Below are 24,246 nucleotides of genomic sequence, written 5' to 3'. Positions count from 1 at the left end.
AAGAATTGCTCAATCAAAATAATGCAGAAAATACATCTACTAGTGTGAACAAACAAAGTCAAAACATTAAAACAAAAAAACCAGATTCTAAGAATGGATTCTTCATTGGAGTTGAAGGGGATTTGGGAGGTTCAGATATGACATATATTTATGAAGAGGAAATGATATCATCAGATATGACAAGTCCATTACATGCTGCAGGGACTACAAATAAACAATCAACCACTTTTGATGCAGGATTAGTGGGTGGTTATCAACATTATTTTGGTGAGTCTCAAAGGCATGGGATAAAAGTATCAGCTCATATTTATAGTGGTTTTGGGAATAGTTGGGTTATTCATAAAGATAAATATGGCTTCAATACCTTATCTTATGTTCCAATCAAAGCAGGTTTAGATGTTAAATACCTTTGGGATTTTTTCTCAAGTGGAAAGAATATTTTAGGTTTGAATGCAGGAGTTGGATATCAATTCAATGCATATATTGATGGCAAAGATACTTATACAGCTTCTCCTGATTACAAAACTAGTTATGATGGTGAATCAAAAAAACACAAAAGTATTTATGAAAATGAATTTTATCCTGTCATAGGACTGCATTATTATTATGGGCATCATCAATTTGAATTGATGTATCGATTTGGCGGGATATGGAGTAATTCAGGAAGAGAACATGAAAAATCAACTGACGACGATACTACTTATAAAGACACGCTTGATTTAGATTTTACTATATATACAGCTTCTTATCTATCATTCAACTATACCTATCGATTTTAAAAAAGGAGGAGAGGATTTGGATAAATCATGCCTTGATTAAAAAAATTCAAAATAAAGGAAATAAATGAAATTACTTGGTAATTTGATTTGGTTGGTTTTTGGTGGTTTGTGGGGTGCTATATGTTGGGCATTGGGTGGTCTTATTTTTTGCATCACTATCATAGGTATTCCATTTGGATTGCAGTGTTTTAAGTTTGCATCCTTGTGCCTGACTCCTTTTGGGATGCAAGTGCAAACAGAAGCTTCAAAACATCCTATTGCCAATATCATATGGTTAGTGTTTTTTGGTTTGTGGATGGCGATTGCATATTTTATCGTTGGTATTGTGTTTTGCATCACTATCATAGGCATCCCTTTTGGATTGCAATATTTTAAGTTTGCTAGACTTAGTTTATTTCCTTTTGGAGCATTGATCACTTCAAAAGAATTATTAAAATCTGAAAATAAATAAAGGACAATAATGAAAATATTCAATAAAATAATTTTAGCTTCCCTATTAGGATTAATACTAGTTGCTTGTTCTTCTCCTGAAGATAAAAAAGCAGAAGAAATCAGTGGATTTAAGATTGGTGAACTCAAGAAAGCCATTAAATTATCTAGGGAATTTGATAAGCTTCAAGAAAATATTCCAGGTAGCATGGATGAAGCAATGAGGATAGGTAAAAAGATTCAAGAACTCCGAAAAGAAATTCACGAATATAGTGATCAGCTCCATGGCATACAAAAAATCCTTCGCACCGATCCTGAAGTCTACAAAGAAGTATTTGGAGAAGATAAAGATTACAGACAAGTCTTGATTGCTAAATTACAAGACAAGTTGAAAGAATCAGCAAAACAAGATCCTCAAATGCAACAAATAGTCAAAGATATAAAAGATTTCACAAACAGCTTAGATAAAACAAAACTTAGGGATTATGATTATAAAAGCTCAATGAGGAAAGAATATGATCTGAAGATAAAAGAACTCAAGAAAAGGTATAACGAACTTGTCGAAGAATTTATTGAAAAACATAAAAAACTCAATTTGACAAAAGATGAAAAGAATACCCTAGAAGATAAGTCATGCCTTTTTAGTTGTCCACCAATGAATCTTTTTGAAATTGGTTTTCCAATTTATTGAAAAACATAATATCTTTTGAATACTATACAGATTTTCTTCCTGTATAGTGCTTCAAATTTTATATTACATAATATTCTTTCTTTATTATTTTTAATCATTATTTGTTATAATATTTTTTAAATTTATATAGCTACATATCAGCTACTAAATATCAAAACGTAAAAATATTCATACAAAGGAATACAAATAAGGAGATACGATGTATCATCCCTTCAAATCCTCTTTTCCCTTAAATATAATAAGCATGGTTTTGGCATTAAATATCACAACCAATACTTTAAGTGCTACTGGAATGTTGATTGATGATCCAATTACACAGGCTAATACTGCCCTCACTGCTTCAAGGATGGCAGAAAATATTGATAAGCTAACCAAGCAAATAGAACAATACACTCAAATGATAGAAAAAGCCAAAGAACAAGTCGATCAACTCAACAAAGTCAATACAATGATGAACAATGTCAATAGTTTTTTAAATAGTTCTACGATTGCTATTGCTAACCCTATGGATATTATTGATGATTTTAAAGACATCACTAGCAGGATGGAACATAATGCCAAAAAACTTGCTAAGACGATTGAACAATACGATATCAGAGATAAAATCCATTCAAGAAGGCTTAATGAAGCCTATCCTTGGCTAAACTATAATCAAATTGCTCCACAAGAAACAAATCTACCTTTTACTAAAGTAGGCAAAGAAACTCAAACAATCAAAAGCATCAAGAACCTGATGAATGCACTCAGTGATGATATAGTTGGCAATACTGAATCTATAATGGGGACATTCAGCGGGAGGGCAATGGCAATAGAATTTTGTAAAAATGCTAATAAACTTGAACAAGAAGTTAAAGACAATAAGCTTTTCTTGACAGAAAAAGAAGCCTTGCTCAACAAAGATTTTGAAAAATATGCTCAAATCAGGAAAGAACGTATCAAGAACAAAATCGCTTATAAGAAAAAAATACAATTTTTAGACAATGCAGGTATCAATCCACTTTTGAATCGATCCAAACAAATGCTAGAAACAGTAGGCACAAAAGATAAAAGTTATAACAAAAAAAGCAAAGATGGCAAAACTGAAATGATTTATTGCAAAGAAACTAGAACTGATAAAGGAGAATTCTGTTATCCAGAATTCTATGATACCAAAAGGCTCAATGATGATTTTCTACAAATCCAACAAGAACTTGCCAAAAAACTTCAAAGTGCAGGCAGCGATAAACAAAAACAAGCAAGTGCTTATGCAGACATCAAACAAAAGACTGATAATTTAATGCTCTCTTATATCAAAGATATCGCCACTAATCTATCTTTTCTTAATGAAACAATGGCACTCACTGGAAATCTTATCGCTAGAGAGATTATAAACACAAATATGGAGATATGGATTCATCAGATGAACTTGATAAAAAAATAGATGAAGCCATGCAAGATTCTGAAGATAAAATATCAAAATTCAAAGGTGTTTATGATTATAACGCTAAACTTGATAAATACGGATTCCCTATCATTAGCTTCAGTAAAAAGAAGAAGGAAGATTGATATTTATTTCCTCTTTTTATCTAAAACTTCTAAAACAATCTTGATTTAAAAAACAATCCATAAATTTTTAACAATATCATCTTCAATTCTAAACTTTCTAAATACATGTTTTTTCTTTTTTGACTCTTTTTTATAAGGGGAATAAAGGGTTATGAATAGCCTTATTTGGGTCATTTTAGATATGTCTTGCTGGTAAAATATGTGCATAAAAAGCAAGGAGTGTTCAGATGAAAAATAAGATCATAGGATTAGATGAATGGGAAAAAGATTTGGTTGAAAGCTTTAAGGATTATATTTCAAGTGGCAAAAGACCATTTGTTGTATTGAAAAAAATATCAAGGTCTAAAATGAGGAGAGTTTTTAAGGTTTTGTTTGTTTATGATGGACAAGTTACCGCTTTCCCTTCTATCATTGTTAAAAAGATCAATAAGGAAAAGATTAAGGGATTCAGCGAGGATTATATCATCAATGGATGTGGAATGGATATGTATTGGGTAGTAATTGAAGAAATATATAAAGCTTTGGGGATTGAAAATGAACCTAGTTATAATATGGGTGTTTGATTTTAATGAAAACCCACATTATAACTTGTTATATATTGCTAGAAGAGAAAATTAATATAGCTACTAGATTCTAAGAGTATTCATAAAATGTTACTAAACTCTACATATCATAAAAAAATAATTGATGATTTGATTTTAAATCTCTCAAGTATTTTTATCCTTTCTAAATCCTCTATAGATTGAATCTGATTTTAAAAATATATATTTCAGATAAATAATTTTATTGAAGATATATATTTTTAGATACCAAATATTTCCTAATATCTTTTTTGTTCAGCTATAGAAATAGTTGATTGATCGAAGTTTTAAAAGCTTCAAAATAAAAACAAGGAGAAAATTATGGATCAAATCAGTCATCAGTTAAACAAAGAAGAAGTCATAGAACTTTTCAAATACGGCATCCCTATGGAAAGTGAAAGCGAAGCTTATGAAAAAATCAAAGCAGAATTAGAATGTATTGAAGAAGGAGAAAAATAATGGTAGCACAAAACTCAACACTCAATCAACCTGAAAAGAAAAAATGGGAAGAATTTACTTTAGCAGAGAAAAAAGAAAGTTATCTTAAATATGTGATCAAAGAAATTTCACAATCCATTAAAGGCAAGTACGCCCCTTTCACTGAAGAATCACAAATCCTCCAAAAGGCTTATAATGCTAGCAATGGTTTGCCATATACTAATCTGAATTCTTTGATACTAGACATCAAACAAAAAGAACATAACTATAAAGAAAATGCTTGGATAACACTCAAAGATGCCAGATTTCTAGGAGCAGAAAATCAGGAGATTAATGAAATATTTAAAAACAAAGATATCCCCAAAGCTCAAATTTCTTATATCAAGACTTTTGAAATTAATTTTATTGATAAGCTTGATAAATTTGGAAATAAAATCCCCTTGAGTGATATAAATGGCAATCCAAAGCTAGATAAGAATGGCAATCATCTTTATCAAAAAGAATTAGAACCTCAAAGAGATAAAGCAGGCAATATTAAAGTCAATCCTAAAACCAATGAACCTTATATGAAATATAAGACACAAAAAACCATAATAGAGCCTACACTAGAGACACAAATACTTTATAATATTTCAGAGTTCAAGACTCTTGATAAAAAAAGAATCAAGTCTTTAAATCAAGACCAAGAATATAAAAATTTTATCCGACACAAACAAGACTTTGATTCAACTAAATCTAATTTGATTTTCCAAGATATAGAAGCTAATTTATATCCACAGACAGCCTCACAAATTCTTACTTATCTCAAAGCTCAAAATAACAATACTAGTTACACTCCACCTATAAAGCTCAATGATTTACAGCAAAGACAAGTAGAGCAAAAAATAGAAGGAATCTTGGAAGAAAAGGGTTTGAGCAAGCTGATTAAAGCTTCAGATAGCCCAAAAATCAAATCAACCAAAAATAAAAAACAAGAAAGTGAAAAAACCAAAAAATCAAGCAATCCAAAAAGACGATAAATCTTTTTGGATAAAGGAGGAAATATGCCATTGGATTTAAAAAACTTTCTACAAAGCTTCTTATATTTTTATAATGCATTAGGAGATGAGAGCAAGGTATTTTTCGAAAGACTTTTGAATGAAATAGACCATACCAAAAAAAATAATCTTAATGAAGAAGATTTTATCAATTTGTTTGAAAAAGAATTCACAAAAATTCAAAACAAAGAAATCCAAAAAGAAAATAAGAAAGAACAGATTCAAGAAGCCAAGCAAGATTCTTTTATTGATAATGTTCCTAGTGATTTACCTTTAAAAACATTTACTTTGCCAATGAATTGGGAAGATTTTGAATTGAATTTAGGATCAACAACTAATAAACTTTTAGAAAATAACCTTGATGAATTAAAAAACCTCAATCTTTATAAAGAACAAGCATTTATGGGTAATTCTTTGGGGCTTTATGCAAGGGATAATTTGCTTTCTATTGAGGCCATTAAGAAACTCCAAAAAGATTATATACAAGTTTATTTGAATAAATTATCTAAAGAAATAGGGATAGGATTAGAATTTTTAGATTTTAATAAAAATAATGATGTGATCATTCAAGCTAAAACTAATCTTTCTACTATTGACTTCTTAACCCTTATAAAAGAACACAATAATAAATTAAATACTCGAATCGATCTAGATTGGAATTTAAATATTTCTGATGTAAAAAAATTTCATAAAGAATCCAAAGAATTTATTGACACATTCACAAATGAAGCACAAGATTCAATGTATAGAAAAAATATTTCAAACCAACAAGAAAATATTAATGAAACTCTCCCAATTAAAAAAATAAATCAAAATGATTTTTCAAGTCTATTGGATTTCTTTGAGAAGAAACGGATTGAAAATCAAAATATGGCTATTTCTAAAGATGAGTTTAAAAAAGACTTTTTGCATTATTGTAAAACTAATATGAATCAACTAGAAATGAAAACTCTTCTCAATCTGTATCACAAAAATCCAACCAAACTCACTTATGAACACAAAGAAATGATCATAAAAGGAATGAGGTATACGCTTGTAAATAATAATCTTTTAGATAAAGAGCTTGAACTTCAGATCAAGTCAAGTCTCAAAATACCTTTAAATAATGAAGAAAAAATTTCAATGGAAAAATATAAAAATCAAGAAATCAATAATACTTCCAATCAACAAATTCAAAAAAAATCAATTACTGGCAATATAGCACAACCAAAACCTACCCCTAAAATTCACAGAGGAAGATAATAATGGAAGATTTATCTTTATTGCCTCTTCATGAGGTTTTAATACACAATGGTTTTAAACTCAACCGTGCTAAAAGTTCAAGAAATAATCCTGTTGTATGTAATGATAAAGAGATGCTTGTGATCTCTAAAAGAGGACAGAACTATTTGTATTTCAATACCGATGGGAGCAATGATAGGGGAAATATCATTAACTTTTGTAAAAATAGAAATTTAGATGTCAGGGTATTAGTGCAAAATTATCACGATGGTGGAACTATAGATATCAATATCCCAAAATATTTTGATAGAGAAGATAGTTACAAAAACATTGAAGAAAATTATAAAAATCTCAATCCTTATGATAGGAATAAAAACGATTTTTTCATCAATAAAGGGCTTTATGATGCAACTATACAACCGTATAAAAATAGTTTCAAACAAGATAATTATGGCAATATTTGTTTTCCTCATTATAAATTATTCAAATTATCCTCTGGAATTGAAAATCTTAGCATTTGTGGCTATACCAAAAGACTCACTATTCCACTATATAAAGATAAACAAGGAAATTTACGAGAAAAACCACTTAAAAATATTCATTATGGCAACAAAGGACTTGAAATCCTCAATATCAATAAAAAACCTTCTGATATTAAAAAAATTGTTTTTACAGAATCAATTATAGATGCTTTAAGTTTCATACAACTTCATAAAGATAAATATCTACCACAAGATTTAATTTTAGTTTCTACAGGTGGTAGTTTTCATATCGATGGAATCAAACCTACTTTAGATAAACTTTTAGAACTCTGTAAAGAAGCTAGTTTTATTACAGGTTTTGATAATGATGAAAAAGGGATTTTGTTCACAAAAAATATTGATAAATATATCCTAGAAAAGACAAAAAAAGTACTAGTATTTATAAGCCATTTTGCAAGGATATAAATGACGATCTAAGACTCAAACAAACCACTCAAATCAAAAATCTCAATCAAAAAAATTTGGATGATTATTTACAGATTCAACTTATAAACTATAAAACATCAATGAATACAAGTAAAAGAAGAAATATTTTAGAAAAAATTAGGAAAATTGATAACCTAAAGCCTTTAGATATTGCTTACAAAGAAAAATTTAATCAAATCCACAAGCATAAAGCTATCAAAAAAATCTAATAATATATATAAGGGGAATAAAGGGTTATAAATAGCCTTATTTAGGTCATTTTAAGTCTTTTTAGTTGGTAAAATTGTGCATAAAAAGACTAAAAAAGGTAGAAAAATGATCAAAATGAAGGTTAAAAATCAAATCCTATTACTCAAGTTTCAGTCCTCTTTGACAAATGGTATATTAGTAAATATCTATGATAGCCATTATCGATTACTTTTTGATCTTGCCTATGAAAATCCTCCAGATATTGATGAACTCAAAGAGGTTATAAAAATCCAACTTTACCCCAAAAAAGAAGCTCAAAGAATGATGCATAAAAAGGAAGAATTTGAAAATGAATTTAATTTATTGGGTGATTTATTTTCACCTTCTTTATTTGGATATTTTGCATTAAATAATAAATAAAGTAATCAAATTAATATCAATTTATATAAAATAAAATTTTAATTTTTCAAAAAAGGATACGATAATGAAAAAAATCAACACTAAAGAGTTGTCAAAGGAATTTTTAGAAGAAATCAAATGCTTTTATGATTTTAAAAGCAAGGTATTATCAAAATATTCAATCAAAAATATGGAATCTTTTAAAGAATTTCAAAGTCAGATATTAAGCCTCAAAAATATGCAAGAAGTAATAAAAATGAGGCTTAAACTTCATCAATTAGGAATGATAGGGATTAAATCTTATATTATCATAGAAAAATTGTATTTTTATGTATTAGAAAATGCTATAACTCTACAAATCCCTGCACTGAAATTCTTTAAAGAAAATCATTTGATTGATTTTATTTATCAAAAAAGTCTTAATCATAAAGCCTCTTCTGTCAATCTATATAAAACCGTATTGGGTGATTTTTTTAGATTTTTAGATAAAAAAAGGGGTTATAATTTTGATTTTAATCTTAAAGGTTTGGTATTCAATAAATCTAAACCCTTGCCAAAATATTTAGAAAAAAATAAATTTTTATCACTTATTCAATACCTCCAAAATACAAAATTCACAAAAGACAATGATAAAAAGAATCGCTTGATACTTTTGTTAATCGCTTTAAGTGGTATGCGAAGTGCCGAAGTAAGAAACCTCAAATTAAGTGATTTGCAAATATCTTATAAAGATGGTGAAGAGTTTTATTCTATCTGCATAACAGGCAAGGGGAATAAACAAAGGAAAGCTGGGATTCGAAAAGACTTGATTGAAAAATACCTCTATGAATGGTTAAATTGTAATTTGTGCAAAAGAAAATATAATAAAGAATATTTATTTATCAATCCTCTACAAAAAGGTACAGATACAACTAGAAGATTTTTATTAAAAACACTTAAAGAACTAAAGTTTATCAAAGAAAAAGAAAATACAGGTTTACATATGTTACGGCATTCTTTTGCTAGTTATATATATGACAATACAAAAGATATTATCCTTACTCAAAATCTTTTAGGGCATTCCAATATTGAAACAACAAAAATTTATGTACACAGCACAACTGATTTTTCTAAACAGATATTACATTTATTTTAAAAAGGAAAAATATGAATAAAATCTTGTTGATACTAATACCCATATAGACAGTTATGATAAAGGCATTTTTTGTTATATCTATACATTGAAATCTGGAATCTTTAAACAATTATCAATAATATATTTATTGATAATATTTATATTATATTGTATTTTTTGTATTAATTATTAATATATTTATTTGTAATTGTTATATATTAACAATTATATTGTATTATACTTACATTTTATAGTTATAAAGGAAGTATTGTTATGACAAGAATAGATATAGATAATAATATAATAGAAATCAAGCATTCGACAGCCTTAGAAGATGCCTATTTATTATTAAGTTATGCGCATCAGCAGGAACCTTTCAAAGATGAAAGTCCAGAAGAATTTATCAAAGGCTTAGCTGAATCTTATGAAATATTTTTACAAAAAAATAATATTTTTGAAAGATTTCGAGATAAGTTCAAAGAAATCAAACAGCAACACAAGAATTTAGAAAAGGAATTTGATAAAGCATTCAAAGTATGGGATGTTAAAAAAATGCAAAAAATAAAAAAAGAACTTTTAGGAAGGTAGAAAATGATCATTACCATCGCCAATCAAAAAGGTGGAAGTGGGAAAAGCACTTTGTGTCTAAATATTGCAATGAAATTTTTCCTTGATAAAAAAGATATAGTTGTGCTTGATACCGACGTGCAAAAAAGTATAGAAACCTTTAGCGATATTAGGTTAGAAAAAGGTATGGAATGTTTTCCATTGTTTAATCGCACAGGTAATATCACTGATATTGTCAAACAAATGATGTCAAAATATGAAAATATCCTTATTGATACTAAAGGTGAAGATAGCCTAGAGAGTAGAAAAGCAATGCTTTTATCTGATCTTATCATCATTCCAAGCACGCCATCCCAACTAGATGTAGCAGTTTTGTCTGAAATGTTTGAACGCATAGAAGAAATCCAAAGCATAAATGCAAAAACAAAAGCTTGCGTCGTGATGAATCGTATGCCACCAATCCCTTATTTGAAAGAAAAAGAAGCAATGAAAGGATTCATTTTGGAGAATAAAAAAAATTCGCATATAGAATTGCTAGAAAGAATCATTTCAGAAAGAATTGCTTTAAAACGAAGTGTATCAGAGGGATTGAGCATCTTTGAATACAATGATTTGAAGGCAAAAAATGAATTTTTGAGATTTTATCAAGAAATTTCTAGTAAATTTTTACAGTAAGGAACAAGCTTATGGAATTCAAAAAAATAAAATCAAAACAAACTAGCCTCGAAAATCTAACTAAAATAGATGAGATCAACAGGCTTTCAAAAAAACTAGAAGATAAGCTTGGGATTAATGCAGAAGAAATTCATCAGAAAGAAATAACTAAAATGAATATGGAATTAGAAAAGCAAGAGAAAAAAAATTACACTATTTCTCTATCCAAAAAAGTCATTATAGAGCTTGAAGAATTCTTAGGAGATTTTGGAGATTTTGGAGAAACTAAAAGTTCCTTTATCCAAGAAGCCATAACCCAAAGTATTCAAAATAGAAAAAAACAAATGAAAGAAAGACTATTAGATAAAATCAAAAAACTAGAAGGATAAGCAATGATAAAATACAATCCAAGTTTTTTAGAAAAAACAAATATTTGGAATCAAAATGAACTTGATTTATTACATAAAATTGAAAAAAATATGCCCATAGATGTATTTTTGAATTCAAAAGGTGACAAAGGCTTGATTGAAGCTTACGGATTTGATTTTATCTATACTTCTGCCAAGATTGAAGGCAATAGCTATGATCGATTTGAGACTCTTGATTTATTAGAAATGGGCATTACAGCTGGTGGAAAAAAATATAGCGATGCTTTAATGATACTCAATCTAAAACAAGCGTATGAAAATATTTTAATCAAAGATTACCCCATCAATAAAAATACTCTAAAAGATATGCACAGTATTATTGCTAAAGATTTGGTTCAAAAACAAAATTTAGGTTCAATGAGGGATAAGGAAGTCAGAGTAGGAGGGTGTGATTATATTCCATTACCCAGTGGAGAGCAATTAAATACTGAATTAGATTATTTATTTAAAATTTATCAAACAATCAGTGAGCCTTTTAATAAAGCCATTTATTTGCACCATAATTTAGCCTATCTGCAATATTTTGAAGACTGCAATAAAAGAACTGCAAGAACCATGCAATTTATTTCATTCAAAAATGATAGGATAATGCCTTTTGTCTTGAAAGATTATAATGAAAGTTCCTATTCACAATACAGAAAATCTCTTGTGCAATATTATCAAGAAGGGGATTATGAACCTTACAAAGAATTTTTTATCCAAAACTATGAAAAAATACACCAAGATATGCTTTTATGGCAAGGAATAAATTAAAATATAACTCAGAAAACACAAAAATACATCAAAAATCTTTAAAAAATTAAGTAAGTTGATTAGAATTGATTTTTAGCACTTTTAAGTTTATTTAATCCTTGAGAACTTTTTTGCATAGTCTTGATTTTATATTCAATCTCATTTTGATTTTCCTGATTGATTCCTTTAAACACTACTGTATGATTAATGTCTTTGAGTATTTTTTTAGCCAATAAGAGTTCTTTATGGATAAAATTTAATCCTTTAAGATTTCTCAAATGGATACCTGATAATTTGATTATTTCAGTAATCTTTTCAAGAGATAAAGATGACAAATCGCTTAAAGATTGATCTATTGTATCATTTTGTTTTAAAACTTCTGTTTTGAGATTTTTATGAAGTGCTATTAGTTTATCAACCCTTAGCTCAATCAATCCAAAAACTTCTTTTTCTTTTTGATGGATATGATCAAAAATTAGCATTAAATCAAAGTCTTTATTTTTCTCATCAGTATCAGATTGAAATTTTTTCAGCATAAGTCTATAAGTCTTTAGTTGTTTGAGGTATTTATTCAAAGCAAATATATTAGTTTTAGGATTTAAAAATATATTTTTATCAAATCCTTCTTTGATATCATTGAATTGTCCTTGAATATAAGTTTTTTCATCTGAAAGTTGATTTTTTAAAATACTCAAATGCTTGAATAGAACTTTTGAAGCATTTGGTTTGATTTTATAGATAGAATCATATAAAGCTTTTTTCTTTTGATAGAGATCAAAAGACTTGCTGAAATGAACAAAGTTTTCGTTCCAATTCACTAGATTTTTCATATCTGATTGTATTTTTTTGATGTTTTTATAACCAGAAGAGATTTTATTTTGAATACTTTGAGTTTTATGGGTTTGAGATTCTAAAGCTTGAATAGATTTTTGGATACCAACATATTTTTTATTTAAATCCTCAATACTTTTTTTATAAAAGCTTTGATGATTAAAATCAACAGAAGCCTGATTAACACAATCAAGTTCTTTAAATATTGAATCTAACTGCAACCTGATATCATTTTTATAATCAATTTTGCCTCCACTCCAATAATAAAGTTCATTTTTAAAATCTTCTTTAAGTTTAAAGAAAAAATCCCTACAATCTGATTTTTTAGCAAAACGCAATTTATTACCAGTGTAAGTATTGGTTTTATTGATAATACAATGAATATGAGGATTATTCTGATGACTATGTGGAACTAATATAAATTGATATTCATTAAAGTTATTTCTCATTGTTTCATACACAGAAGTTTTCAATAATTCCATTATTGAATTTGAATGAGGCTCTTTGATTGAAAAAACTAAATGCATACCTTCCTTAGTATTTGGATTTGAACTAAAATCATCTTTCCATTCTTGAATGATTTCTTTGAAACTTTTTTGCTCAAAATATTCATTCAAACCTAATTTACCATCCGAATTCTTTAAAACATAATTCAAAGCATTTTTAAGATGGTTTTGAGTCATATTTCCAATATTCTTTATCACAACATTTTTATGATAATTTTTAATATTTGCATAAGGATATTGGTTTTCAAAATTAAAGTTCTTAAAAACAGAAAAAAGCCTTAATGAATAATCAAAATCAGAAGATTGTTTTAATGTTTTGCTTGCTCTTTTAATAGGAATAAATTCAAATAATTCATTATCATCGTTTTGATAATCTGAAGGTATTTTTGTGATGACTTGCACTGAATTTATTCTCCTATCATTAATTCAACTTTAAAACTTAATATTTTCAATAATCAAAAATATTTTAAATTCAAATTCTATAATTTTAATTCAAACATTTAAAGATATTTATTTTTCAAAATCTGTTCTTAATCTGACAAGAAGAAATATACTGATGAATATAAAATCATAACTATAGTGATACTTCTTTTCCCTTATATATATTTAATTGTTAGAAATAGATTTCCAATGCAGAATCTACAAACAAAAAATAAAAATATCTTGTTGGTAAATGTCTAAATTTCTCTGCAAAAATTCTTCTAAAACATCATGATAAATTTAAGATATTATAAGGGAATACAAGAATCAAAAAAGAGTAAAATTTCATCAGATTTTTATATAAAAAATATCTTGAAATCAAAAATGAGGCAGGATAACACAAAAAATATATATTTTTGTTTGTAATGCCCTATACAGGGTATTTGTAAAGTTTAATATCAAAATACGAGGTTTGAAGCACTTTAAGATTGAATTAAGATAATAAAAATCAGATAGAAAATTTGATATTTTAAAGATGATTTTTGAATTTAAAAATCAAATCAGATTTTGAACATAAATTCATTGCTTGATGACTTAAAATCAACATCAAAAACAAATCAAAATTTATAAAATCTCATCAACTCTACAATCAATATAAAATTGTAAATATTTATCAAAACAAAATAATTTAAAAAACAGAATGAATTTATTTAAAATTCTATATCTTGACAAATAAATTTTTTTTAGTCAGAATATCAATAATTTTTTAGCTTGCAGTTTGCTTAATGTTTTGATTATAAAAATTATCAAATCTATCTTGATAGTATGTTTGGAACACTAAAGCAGTGCCATAGGATTTTAGAAGATGGGAGGTTTATCCTCATAAATGTTTCTCCTGTTATTACTAAAAGACAGGGGAGAGAATTTGAATCTTTGCGTTATCCCATTCATTTTGATTTTCACAGGATCCTTACAGATGCTGGGTTTTATTTTATTGATGAGATCATATGGATAAAACCTCAATATTCAGTTCCTAATAGAATTGCTGGGTATTTACAGACAAGAAAACCTTTGAGCTATAAGCCAAATTGTATTACAGAAAGTATTATGGTTTATCGGAAAAATTCACCTTTTTTATTAGATAAAAATATTAAAAAGTATGATAAAAATCTTAAAAATGACAAAGAAATAGATCCAACAAATTGTTGGTATATCCCACCAAGATCTGATAAGACGCATCCAGCATTTTCCCCAAAGAGCTTTGTGAGAAAGTATTAAAATATTATTCATTTGAGGGCGATGTAGTGTGTGATCCTTTTGCTGGGAGTGGTACATTTGGAAAGGTTGCTAATAAAATGAAGCGAATCCCTTTGCTTTGTGAGCAAAATTTACAATACATTGATTATTTAAAAAGGAATGGTTTTGATGAGATTTGATGGCATTGTTATTAATAATACAGTTGCAAAATTGATAAAAGGGCAGGATTATAGAGAAGAGATTATCAATGCTATTAATTTAGATTTTTTAGATTTTGCATTGGATTTTTTTAAGAAAATTTTTGAAGCCAAAATAAATCAGACAAGTATTGGCTTTATAATTTTGATAAGACTAAAGAGTATCGAGTAGAAGTAAAATTGATAGGGAAAGGAAATCCTGAATCTGCTGATGTTGTTATTGCAAGGGATACTCAAATTTTTATAGCTGATACTTTAAGCCAGCAAAATAAAAATCAGTTGAAATCTTTGAAGATTTGTTTTTTAGAATTAAAAAATAATCAAAATTGTATTGATGATTTTAGAAAGATCTTAAGAACATTACAAGTTCCTTTCAAATAAATATAGCCTAAGTCTATGATTTTGAGATGATTTCTAAAGTTTGTATAACTCTTAAGATATGCTCCTTTTGTTTTTGTGTATAGTCTTGATTTTGGATATCTGAAAAAAATGTCTCAATAGAACAATCCAAAGCCATAAAGTTTTCTAAAATAGGTGTTTCTTCTACCCCGAGTTTGTATTCAATCATTTTTTGATACAAGCTATTTTTATCAAATTCATCTTTGATGATGACCCCAGTGTCAAAAAGGGTTATTTTGTTCTTCTTTGTATCATCATAAATGGCTGTTTTTCTCTCTCCTCCAATAATCATTTCGCGTACTTTTATTGGAGAAAGCCAAGAGACATTTATTGTGATAATGATGCCATTATTGAGTTCTAAGTTTATATTTGCAATAGCGTCGTGAGGGTATTTTTGGTATTTTTTTTTGAAAGTTTTTGATTTTTTAATGTCTAGCTTTACAAGATAATCAATGATAGAAAGATCATGTATTGCCAAATCCCAAATAACATCAACACTGCTTTGAAAAAGACCAAGATTGATTCGGCGTGAATTGATATAGACAATATTACCGAATGTATAGATATTTTCTTTGAGCCATTTTAGTGCAGGGGAATATAAAAATGTATGGTCGCAATGCAAAATACATTCATTTTTTTGAGCGATTTCATAGAGTTGGTAAGCTTGTATGATATTAGTCGTGAGGGGTTTTTCAACAAAAGTGTGTTTTTTTGCTTCTAAAGCTTGTTTCGCTAGAAAAAAATGTGTATGTGGGGGAGTGATGATAAAAATTGCTTTTATATCTTTGTCATTAAGGATGGATTTAAAATCTACATAATCAGAAAAATCATAGATTTTTTTAGCTTCAAGGATTCGTTCTTTATCTTCATCAAAAATAGTTTTTATATTGAAATTTGGATTTTTATGTAAACTTTTAGCGATATTGATGCCCCAATACCCATAACCAATAATTGCTACTTGCATTGATTTTTATCCTGAAGCGAACGGATTTTTTTTGCAGGGTTGCCAGCATAAATACCTGATTGTGTAATGTCTTTTGTAACAACACTCCCAGCACCAATTACTACATCATCACAAATCCTCACAGGTAGGATTGTAGCATTTGAGCCTATAGACACATTATTCCCAATAGTAGTCGTTTTCCAGCCTTTATCATCATTTGATGGATAACCATTTTCAAAGAGATCATTGATAAACATTACTCCATGCGCGATGAAACAATTTTGCCCTATATTGACCAAAGAGCAAATAAAGCTATGGCTTTGGATTCTAGTATTCGCACCAATTTTGACATCTTTTTGAATTTCTGTGAATGGACCTATAAATACATTGTCTTCAAGAATACATCCATATAAATTTGTAGGAGTGATGACACAAACATTTTTTCCATAAATGACATTTTTTATTCCTGAAGCAATGTTTTTCATTCGTATCCTTTTAGTTTTAAGATTTTATTTTCAGTATTTTCAAGTTCAAGGGCTAGTTTTTGGAGAGCTTCAAATATTTTTTTAGAATTTTTATTATAATCTTTAGGTATATTTAGGTGATGTAGATTTTGAATATTGACAGTGTTTTCACCACTTTGTTCATAAATTTTTTTCAGTGTATTTTCTCCTTGAGTTCGAAAAAAATAGCAATAAAGTGCGATAGCCATTTGTTTATTTTTAGCCCTTAATATGATTATCCCTGCATTGGCAACACACAGGTGATTTAGCTTACCTAGAAGCGTGATTTTTGGTGAAATTCCTCTTAAAGAAAGCAAAATATCATAAGATTTTAAGGCGTATTTTTTAATTTTAGCAATATCGCCATGATTTTTTTTGTTTTCAAAATTTTGTGTCATCCCATAAGGTCTAAAATCTGCGATTCCTACATCATAATATTCAATTTTTTCATCTTTTGGACTCCCATAAACACGTTGTCCCCTAAAGATTTCAATCCCTAAAGATTCCAATGTATTTTCGGAGATATCTGAAAAATCTCGATTTACATAATTTTGTGCTCTTAAATCGTGGACTTGGATTTGGTTTAATGGAGTGAGTTTAGAATAAGGTGTTTTGGATTTTTGCCTGAATATATGAGTAAGTTCATCAATGTTCAATAAGCGATTATATTTACCATCTTTTTGATAAAAATGCTCATTGTTAGCATTGATATGCAAGATGTTTTCATTGTTTGGAGAAATGACAAGGATTGAAAATTCGTGATTTTGATGAGGAAAAATATTTTTAGGCAGTTCAATAATAGCTTCTATCATTTTTTCTTTGCAAAGTTTTTCACGAAGTTTTTCTTCAAGAGATGTTTTTTGTAAGGTTTGGTTACGGATGATAAATACACCACGTGTTTTGAGGTGAGTCAAGGCATGGGTTAGAAATATTAATTCAGGATAATTTTTTACCAATATGCCCATTTTGCCAAATCTTTCGTCTTCTTTGAGGTATTCTATTCCCATATGAGCATATAGTGGTGGGTTGCATAAAACTTTATCAAATTTTTCAAATCCATTTTTAGATTTGAAAACAGGTTGTTTCAAAATATCATTTACATAGAGTTTGGTATTTTTTATTTGAGCAATTTTAGCAACTAAATGGGCTATATTAGAGAGTTTTTCATCAAGTTCTTCTCCATAAAGGTTGATATTTTTTGTTGTATTAGCTATGCTTAAAAATACACTTCCAATCCCATAACAAGGATTATAAATCCCATCATTTTGTTCAATATCTAAAAGTGATACTAAAAGTTTATTGATTTCTAATGGAGTAGAGTAGTAATAAAGCTTATTGGTTGTTTTTTTTTGGGTGATGGTATGAAGGAATTGTTCAATGATTTGATTGTCTAATGAGGTTTGGTAGATTATCTTGAGGATTTTTATGATGTTAATGTTAGGGTTGATTTTGACATAAACAGAAGGTTTTAAGAGATTTTTTATTGTGGATTGAAGTTCTTCATAGATAATATTTTTTTTTGTATCTTTTTTTTGTATGAGTGATTCGATAAACTTTGGCTTTTGGCTTTTTAAGATAAAAAGTTCTAACATAATACTGATAGTATCAAGTACATCAATGTGATAACGTTTTAAATATTCAAAACAATCTAGTAATTTTTTCATTTATAATATTTTAACCTTAAGTTTTTAGTATGTATAGTTATTCTAAGCCTAAATTTTATCACAAACTCTACTCAAATATCATATTAAGAGGGTTTGATTTTGGTAAAATGATTGATAATCAAAGCAAAAAGAGATGTGTAATGTTAGAAATATTTCCAGCAATTGATCTTAAAGAAGGTCAGGTAGTTAGGCTTTATAAAGGTAAAATGTCAAGTGCAAAAGTATATGGTAGCCCGATTGATTTTGCTAAAAAATTTGAAAATATGGGTTCAAAATGGATTCATATTGTGGATTTGGATGGTGCATTTTGTGGAGAACCAAAAAATCTTGGAGTAATACACAAAATCAGAGAATCTACAAATCTTAAAATCCAACTAGGTGGCGGTATACGCAGTGAAGAAAATATCAAAAATTACATAGAAATAGGTATTGATCGATTGATATTGGGTTCTGTGGCGATGAAAAATCCCGATTTTGTTGAAAAAATGGCACTCAGATATCCTATTGCAGTTGGTATTGATGCAAAAGATGGCAAGGTTGCTATAGAAGGCTGGGCACACACGGAGCAATTAGAAGCTACCCATTTAGCAAAGAGATTTAAAAATACTGGGATTGAAGCTGTTATTTGCACAGATATTAGTAGGGATGGAGCATTTGAAGGCATAAATGTGGATTGGACTTTAAGTATTGCTAAGGCAAGTGAATGTTTTTGTATTGCGAGTGGTGGATTTAGAGATGAAAATGATTTAATTATTTTAGATGAAGCATTCAAGGAAAACAAAGTGATAGGGGGTGTGATTATTGGGAAGGCATATTACGAAGATAAGATAGATTTAAAATCAATTTTAAAAAGATTTTTATAGCAGATTCTGTATTTGAAAATTTTGGGTATTTGATTGAAAATGTGTTATTATTCTAAGATTATCTGACTAAAAAATATTAGGATACCTTTAATGAACTTGTTGATTGCCTTGCTAATTATGAACTTGAATATTTTTGAGGAGTAGAAGTTGAAATTGCTAGTAGTAGATGATAGTTCGACAATGAGAAGGATTATAAAAAATACGCTTCAACGTTTAGGGTATGAAGATATTTTAGAAGCTGAACATGGTGCAGAAGCTTGGCAATTATTAGACACAACAGATGGGATTAAAGTTTTGATAACAGATTGGAATATGCCTGAAATGAATGGTCTTGAGCTTGTCAAAAAAGTCCGATCAGATTCTAGGTATACGGATATACCTATTATAATGGTTACCACGGAGGGTGGAAAAGCAGAAGTTATCACAGCTTTGAAAGCTGGTGTGAATAATTATATTGTGAAGCCTTTTACTCCACAAGTATTAAAAGAAAAGCTTGAAATTGTTTTAGGCACTAACGAATAAAAATTAAAATTTTATGCAGGAAGACTATTTTGAAACAATCATAATCCCAAATCATTATGAAGATAATTTTGCTGATTTTTTACTTGAACTTACTCAAGAGGCGATTGAAGAAAGAGATATAAATCTTGATGTTTTAAAAGTGCTTGATAAACCTTCTTATATCAATATTCCTGATTTGAAATTTGTTAAAAAAGTTTTTATTGTTTATTCGCTAAATGATCCAAAAATTCACCTCATTCCTCATTTGGAAGTTTTTTGTACAATGCTTTCTAAAAGGCTCAATGAAGATATTGGGGTTGCCTATGAAACCAAAAAATACAAAAATCAAGATTGGATAAGTAATTATAAAAACAGTATTACGCCTGTTGTATGTGGGGATTTTTATATCCGACCAAGCTGGTATCCTAAAAAAGAAGATTTGCTAGATATAGCCATTGATCCTGCTTTGGCTTTTGGATCAGGTCATCATCCTAGCACTTCAATGTGTCTTCAAATGCTCTCAACATTACCTTTGAAGGATAAGGAAGTGCTTGATGTTGGTTGTGGTAGTGGGGTATTATCAATTGGAGCTAAAAAATTGGGAGCAAAAGTCCATTTATGTGATACAGACGCTCTTGCAGTTAATGAGAGCAAGAAGAATTTTAGTTTGAATGGCTTGGATATGGATTTTATTTGGGAGGGTTCTATTGACAAAACAACACATCGTTATGATGTTATCATTGCAAATATTCTTGCTGATGTCCTCAAGCTCCTTCATAAAGATTTCTTGAATGCTTTGAAACCACAATCGGTATTGATTTTATCCGGTATACTTGAGGAATATAAAGACTCTGTTTTGAGTACTTTTGATGATTTTATAGTGCTTGATATTTTGGAGAGAGAACAGTGGATAGGACTAAAACTTACACAAAAATAATATAATAATATTTTATACAGACCAGAAATTTAAAATATAGAGGAAAAAATGGCACAGAATAACAATCAAAATCCAAATAATAAGAAACCATTCACTCAAAATCCAATGATCTTATTTATCATTTTTGTTGTGGTGGCTTTGATTGCTTTTCGTATTATGGGTTCTGAAGGGGGGGGTTTGAGTGATCGTTTTGGAGCAAGCAGTACAAAAAATATTAATTATTATGATTTCAAACAGCTCATAAAAAATAAAGAAGTTACTTCAGTTAGTATCGGGCAAACAATTGTAAAAGCTGTAGGCACAGGTTCAAATGGACAAAAAGTAATTTATGTTGCTAAAAAAGTTCAAGACTCTTCTCTTGTCCCTTTGTTAGATGAGCAAAAAATTGATTATAGTGGTTTTAGTGAGTCTAATTTTTTTACTGAATTACTTGGTTGGCTTATCCCTGTATTTGTAATTCTTGGGCTTTGGATGTTTATGGCTAATCGTGTGCAAAAAAATATGGGTGGAGGAATTTTTGGTTTAGGTAGTTCTAAAAAGCTTGTGAATGCCGAGAAGCCAAAGGTAAAATTTGATGATATGGCGGGGAATGAAGAGGCAAAAGAAGAAGTAGTCGAAATTGTTGATTTCCTCAAATACCCTGATAGATACTCTTCTTTGGGTGCAAAGATACCTAAAGGTGTTTTATTGGTAGGTCCTCCAGGAACAGGTAAAACACTTTTGGCAAAAGCAGTTGCTGGTGAGGCAAATGTACCTTTTTTTTCAATGAGTGGTAGTAGTTTTATTGAGATGTTTGTAGGGCTTGGTGCTTCAAGAGTAAGGGATTTATTTGAAATGGCAAAAAAAGAAGCTCCAAGCATTATATTCATTGATGAGATTGATGCTATTGGTAAATCGCGTGCAGCTGGAGGAATGATAAGCGGGAATGATGAGCGAGAACAAACTCTTAATCAGCTTTTAGCAGAAATGGATGGTTTTGGTTCAGAAAATTCTCCAGTGATTGTTTTAGCAGCTACCAATAGACCAGAAGTTCTTGATCCTGCATTGCTTAGACCTGGTAGATTTGATAGACAAGTTTTGGTTGATAAACCAGACTTTAATGGTAGGGTAGAGATTTTAAAGGTTCATATCAAATCAGTCAAACTTGGCAGAGATGTCGATTTACAAGAGATTGCAAAATTGACTGCAGGGCTTGCGGGTGCAGATTTGGCTAATATAATTAATGAGGCAGCTTTACTTGCAGGAAGGGCTAATCAAAAAGAAGTCAATCAAAAACATTTAAAAGAGGCTGTAGAACGTGGTATAGCAGGTCTTGAAAAGAAATCACGCAGGATTTCTCCAAAAGAAAAGAAAATCGTTGCTTATCATGAAAGTGGACACGCTGTAATAGCAGAAATGACACAAGGGGCTGCAAGGGTCAATAAAGTTTCTATTATACCTAGAGGAATGGCAGCATTGGGATATACTTTGAATACTCCTGAAGAAAATAAATATTTAATGCAAAAGCATGAATTGATTGCCCAAATAGATGTTTTGTTGGGTGGGCGTGCAGCAGAAGATGTATTTTTAGGGGAAATATCTACAGGTGCTAGCAATGATCTTGAAAGAGCTACAGATATTATAAAATCAATGGTTAGTTATTATGGTATGACTGATGTGAGTGGTCTTATGGTTCTTGAGAAGCCTAGAAATGCATTTTTGGGAGGCGGTTTAGGTAGTGTTCGTGAATTCAGTGAAAAAACTGCTGAAAATATGGATAATTTTATTAAAAAAACTCTTGATGAACGTTATAGTCATGTAAAACAAACCCTACAAGATTATAAAGAAGCAATTGAAAAGATGGTCAAAGAGCTATTTGAAAAAGAAGTAATTGAGGGAATAAGGGTTAGAGAGATTATTTTGGATTATGAAACGCAAAACAATCTTTCTACTAGATTGGTAGAAAGAGAAGAAAATTAAAGAATGACAAATACACAATTTATCGCAAAAGAGGGTTATAAAGGTGCTATGATTCTGGCTATCACTATAGTCTTTTTTATGTGGTGGGGCAAAGATTTTTTCGTATTTTTATTCCTTTTGTGTTTGATTTTATGGCTTTTTGCATTCAGGAATCCTGAAAGACTACCTGAAGATAGAATCAATGATGGTGTATTTGCTCCTATTGATGGAAAAATTACAAATATTTTTGCACAAGATGATTTTATTGAGATTTGTATTGATGTCGATTGGTTTGATGTTGGTGTATTGAGAGTTCCAGTAGATATTTTAAGTTATGAAGTATCTAAAAAAAATGGTCTTTTCCTTAAGAGTGCAAAAGATGGAGTCAAACAAGCTTTAAATACGAAGATAGTTTTTTTTTCAAGAAAAAACTATAATTTTAAGTTAGAGCTTTATCCGGAAATTTTTTCTTCTGCACAAATTTATAAAAAAACTGATTTTGTTGCCAATGATAGGATGGGCTTTATGAAAATAGGATGCCTTTGTTTTTCTTTCCCAGCAGAGTTTTTAGATATTAAAGTCAATGTAGGTGATAGGATAAAAGGCGGACAAACTTTAATAGGATACCTCAAATGAATATCAATCCTTTATATGCACTCCCAAATTTGTTCACAGCTGGCAGTATTTTCTTGGGTATTATGAGTATTATGTTTTCTTCCAATGCGATGTTTGAATGGTCTTGTTGGCTTATCATTAGTTCGATGGTTTTAGATGGTTTAGATGGTCGTGTTGCTAGACTCACACACACTACTAGTAAATTTGGTGTTGAATTTGATTCCTTAGCAGATATTGTTTCTTTTGGTGTGGCTCCTGCAATGCTTTTGTATTTTTATATTGGTGGTGAATACTCTCGATTCGGAGTTGTTGTATCTGCTTTATTTGTAATTTTTGGAGCTATTAGGCTAGCTAGGTTCAATATAGCTACAAATGAGAGCGAACCCAATTCTTTTATTGGCTTGCCAATTCCATCTGCAGCTATTTTGATGGTTCTTTGGATACTCCTAGACATCAAGTATAATATTTTTGATGCAGATTATGGTTATTGGCTTTTGGTTGGGGCTTTTGTTTTAAGTATTTTAATGGTGAGTAATATTCGTTATCCAAGCTTTAAAAAAATCAAATGGAATCTCAAGACTTTCGTGATACTTTTGATTTTATTATCTATTGCATACTTACGACCAATAGAAGTTTTAGGTACGTTGATGTCACTTTATATAATCTATGGTATTTTGCGTTGGTTCTTTTTGATTATTAAAATGCTTTTGAAGACAAAATGAAGATAAATCAAAAGACTCCCCCAAAGTGATCTCAGATTATAACATTGGTATAGATGGGTAAATGGGATGAGGTATTATGGTAGGAGAACTTCAATCCATAAAGATTGGATAAGATTGCATCCTTATGCAATCTATTGAGTTTGATGGGATACTCTATTTGAAATGAACTTAATAAATC

General features: G+C 29.2%; 27 protein-coding genes and 2 pseudogenes. 25 read left to right on the top strand and 4 right to left on the bottom strand.

The genetic code is table 11. From position 1 onward, the window contains the following. From BKH44_RS08885 to BKH44_RS08150, 16 genes are all read left to right on the top strand, one after another. The coding region (locus BKH44_RS08885) for a hypothetical protein (protein WP_180674156.1) at window positions 1-779 on the top strand (779 nt) is incomplete at its 5' end. 64 nt (window positions 780-843) lie between these two features. After that, the gene (locus BKH44_RS08210; protein WP_095272262.1) at window positions 844-1,230 is read left to right on the top strand and encodes a YccF domain-containing protein; all 387 of its coding nucleotides are present in this window, start codon (window positions 844-846) and stop codon (window positions 1,228-1,230) included. A gap of 9 nt (window positions 1,231-1,239) precedes the next feature. Beyond that, window positions 1,240-1,899 (top strand): hypothetical protein, encoded by a 660-nt coding sequence (locus BKH44_RS08205; RefSeq protein WP_095272261.1) that lies wholly within the window; start codon window positions 1,240-1,242, stop codon window positions 1,897-1,899. 199 nt (window positions 1,900-2,098) lie between these two features. After that, window positions 2,099-3,319 carry a hypothetical protein gene (locus BKH44_RS08200; RefSeq protein WP_095272258.1) on the top strand — a complete coding sequence of 407 codons (1,221 nt, stop codon included), beginning with the start codon at window positions 2,099-2,101 and terminating at the stop codon, window positions 3,317-3,319. Continuing rightward, on the top strand, window positions 3,286-3,444 hold the full coding sequence (locus tag BKH44_RS08880) for a hypothetical protein (protein ID WP_180674155.1): 159 nt from the start codon (window positions 3,286-3,288) through the stop codon (window positions 3,442-3,444). The genes BKH44_RS08200 and BKH44_RS08880 overlap by 34 nt, the downstream gene beginning before the upstream one ends. 227 nt (window positions 3,445-3,671) lie before the next feature. Further along, window positions 3,672-4,007 (top strand): hypothetical protein, encoded by a 336-nt coding sequence (locus BKH44_RS08195; RefSeq protein WP_095272257.1) that lies wholly within the window; start codon window positions 3,672-3,674, stop codon window positions 4,005-4,007. Window positions 4,008-4,346: 339 nt separating this feature from the next. After that, on the top strand, window positions 4,347-4,484 hold the full coding sequence (locus BKH44_RS08875) for a hypothetical protein (protein ID WP_180674154.1): 138 nt from the start codon (window positions 4,347-4,349) through the stop codon (window positions 4,482-4,484). Further along, on the top strand, window positions 4,484-5,482 hold the full coding sequence (locus BKH44_RS08190) for an ArdC-like ssDNA-binding domain-containing protein (protein WP_095272254.1): 999 nt from the start codon (window positions 4,484-4,486) through the stop codon (window positions 5,480-5,482). The genes BKH44_RS08875 and BKH44_RS08190 overlap by 1 nt, the downstream gene beginning before the upstream one ends. A gap of 24 nt (window positions 5,483-5,506) precedes the next feature. Beyond that, window positions 5,507-6,742, top strand: a complete 1,236-nt coding sequence (locus tag BKH44_RS08185; protein WP_095272253.1) for a hypothetical protein — start codon at window positions 5,507-5,509, stop codon at window positions 6,740-6,742. A 2-nt stretch (window positions 6,743-6,744) separates the two neighbouring features. After that, the gene (locus tag BKH44_RS08180; RefSeq protein WP_095272250.1) at window positions 6,745-7,668 is read left to right on the top strand and encodes a toprim domain-containing protein; all 924 of its coding nucleotides are present in this window, start codon (window positions 6,745-6,747) and stop codon (window positions 7,666-7,668) included. Window positions 7,669-8,004: 336 nt separating this feature from the next. Continuing rightward, complete coding sequence (locus BKH44_RS08175) at window positions 8,005-8,298, top strand: hypothetical protein (protein ID WP_095272248.1); 294 nt, start codon at window positions 8,005-8,007, stop codon at window positions 8,296-8,298. Window positions 8,299-8,362: 64 nt separating this feature from the next. Then, window positions 8,363-9,412: a tyrosine-type recombinase/integrase gene (locus BKH44_RS08170; RefSeq protein ID WP_095272246.1), complete on the top strand. Its 1,050-nt coding sequence runs from the start codon at window positions 8,363-8,365 to the stop codon at window positions 9,410-9,412. A gap of 252 nt (window positions 9,413-9,664) precedes the next feature. After that, the gene (locus tag BKH44_RS08165; RefSeq protein WP_095272243.1) at window positions 9,665-9,979 is read left to right on the top strand and encodes a hypothetical protein; all 315 of its coding nucleotides are present in this window, start codon (window positions 9,665-9,667) and stop codon (window positions 9,977-9,979) included. 3 nt (window positions 9,980-9,982) lie between these two features. Next, window positions 9,983-10,633, top strand: a complete 651-nt coding sequence (locus tag BKH44_RS08160; RefSeq protein ID WP_095272240.1) for a ParA family protein — start codon at window positions 9,983-9,985, stop codon at window positions 10,631-10,633. An 11-nt stretch (window positions 10,634-10,644) separates the two neighbouring features. Continuing rightward, on the top strand, window positions 10,645-11,001 hold the full coding sequence (locus BKH44_RS08155; protein ID WP_095272237.1) for a hypothetical protein: 357 nt from the start codon (window positions 10,645-10,647) through the stop codon (window positions 10,999-11,001). A 3-nt stretch (window positions 11,002-11,004) separates the two neighbouring features. Then, window positions 11,005-11,793 carry a Fic family protein gene (locus BKH44_RS08150; protein ID WP_095272235.1) on the top strand — a complete coding sequence of 263 codons (789 nt, stop codon included), beginning with the start codon at window positions 11,005-11,007 and terminating at the stop codon, window positions 11,791-11,793. Between the two features lie 59 nt (window positions 11,794-11,852). Here the strand turns inward: BKH44_RS08150 and BKH44_RS08145 are convergent, their stop codons facing one another. Next, window positions 11,853-13,511: a relaxase/mobilization nuclease domain-containing protein gene (locus BKH44_RS08145; RefSeq protein ID WP_095272232.1), complete on the bottom strand. Its 1,659-nt coding sequence runs from the start codon at window positions 13,509-13,511 to the stop codon at window positions 11,853-11,855. Window positions 13,512-14,321: 810 nt separating this feature from the next. Here BKH44_RS08145 and BKH44_RS08140 point away from each other — a divergent pair. The 3 genes and pseudogenes from BKH44_RS08140 to BKH44_RS08865 form a co-directional block, all read left to right on the top strand. Continuing rightward, window positions 14,322-14,965: pseudogene (locus BKH44_RS08140) on the top strand (site-specific DNA-methyltransferase); the annotation flags it as partial. Continuing rightward, window positions 14,955-15,155, top strand: a complete 201-nt coding sequence (locus tag BKH44_RS08870; RefSeq protein WP_180674153.1) for a CfrBI family restriction endonuclease — start codon at window positions 14,955-14,957, stop codon at window positions 15,153-15,155. The pseudogene BKH44_RS08140 and the gene BKH44_RS08870, both read left to right, overlap by 11 nt. Next, a pseudogene (locus BKH44_RS08865) lies at window positions 15,113-15,364 on the top strand (CfrBI family restriction endonuclease); the annotation flags it as partial. The gene BKH44_RS08870 and the pseudogene BKH44_RS08865, both read left to right, overlap by 43 nt. A gap of 13 nt (window positions 15,365-15,377) precedes the next feature. Here the strand turns inward: BKH44_RS08865 and BKH44_RS08130 are convergent. The 3 genes from BKH44_RS08130 to BKH44_RS08120 are packed head-to-tail and all read right to left on the bottom strand — an operon-like array spanning window position 15,378 to window position 18,492. Further along, the gene (locus BKH44_RS08130; RefSeq protein WP_095272230.1) at window positions 15,378-16,346 is read right to left on the bottom strand and encodes a Gfo/Idh/MocA family oxidoreductase; all 969 of its coding nucleotides are present in this window, start codon (window positions 16,344-16,346) and stop codon (window positions 15,378-15,380) included. Continuing rightward, the gene (locus BKH44_RS08125) at window positions 16,337-16,810 is read right to left on the bottom strand and encodes an acyltransferase (protein ID WP_095272227.1); all 474 of its coding nucleotides are present in this window, start codon (window positions 16,808-16,810) and stop codon (window positions 16,337-16,339) included. The genes BKH44_RS08130 and BKH44_RS08125 overlap by 10 nt, the downstream gene beginning before the upstream one ends. Further along, complete coding sequence (locus tag BKH44_RS08120) at window positions 16,807-18,492, bottom strand: N-6 DNA methylase (RefSeq protein WP_095272224.1); 1,686 nt, start codon at window positions 18,490-18,492, stop codon at window positions 16,807-16,809. The genes BKH44_RS08125 and BKH44_RS08120 overlap by 4 nt, the downstream gene beginning before the upstream one ends. A gap of 140 nt (window positions 18,493-18,632) precedes the next feature. On the opposite strand from BKH44_RS08120, the gene hisA reads away from it, so the two are divergent. From hisA to pssA, 6 genes are all read left to right on the top strand, one after another. Beyond that, a complete protein-coding gene (hisA, locus tag BKH44_RS08115) occupies window positions 18,633-19,355 on the top strand; it encodes a 1-(5-phosphoribosyl)-5-[(5-phosphoribosylamino)methylideneamino]imidazole-4-carboxamide isomerase (protein ID WP_095272267.1) in 723 nt (240 codons plus the stop codon). 147 nt (window positions 19,356-19,502) lie between these two features. Next, a complete protein-coding gene (locus BKH44_RS08110) occupies window positions 19,503-19,877 on the top strand; it encodes a chemotaxis response regulator CheY (protein ID WP_095272222.1) in 375 nt (124 codons plus the stop codon). Window positions 19,878-19,890: 13 nt separating this feature from the next. Next, a complete protein-coding gene (locus BKH44_RS08105) occupies window positions 19,891-20,793 on the top strand; it encodes a 50S ribosomal protein L11 methyltransferase (protein WP_095272219.1) in 903 nt (300 codons plus the stop codon). Window positions 20,794-20,841: 48 nt separating this feature from the next. Continuing rightward, the gene (gene ftsH / locus BKH44_RS08100; protein WP_095272217.1) at window positions 20,842-22,752 is read left to right on the top strand and encodes an ATP-dependent zinc metalloprotease FtsH; all 1,911 of its coding nucleotides are present in this window, start codon (window positions 20,842-20,844) and stop codon (window positions 22,750-22,752) included. Window positions 22,753-22,755: 3 nt separating this feature from the next. Then, window positions 22,756-23,367: a phosphatidylserine decarboxylase gene (locus BKH44_RS08095; protein ID WP_095272214.1), complete on the top strand. Its 612-nt coding sequence runs from the start codon at window positions 22,756-22,758 to the stop codon at window positions 23,365-23,367. After that, window positions 23,364-24,068 (top strand): CDP-diacylglycerol--serine O-phosphatidyltransferase, encoded by a 705-nt coding sequence (gene pssA / locus BKH44_RS08090; RefSeq protein WP_095272211.1) that lies wholly within the window; start codon window positions 23,364-23,366, stop codon window positions 24,066-24,068. The genes BKH44_RS08095 and pssA overlap by 4 nt, the downstream gene beginning before the upstream one ends. Window positions 24,069-24,246: the final 178 nt, after the last annotated feature.

Origin of the sequence: Helicobacter sp. 13S00477-4 (assembly GCF_002272785.1) — a bacterium.
In the GTDB taxonomy this organism is placed as follows: Bacteria; Campylobacterota; Campylobacteria; order Campylobacterales; family Helicobacteraceae; genus Helicobacter_J.
The sequence above is the reverse complement of the archived record's forward strand: the minus strand, read 5'-3'. Positions and strand labels throughout refer to the sequence as shown.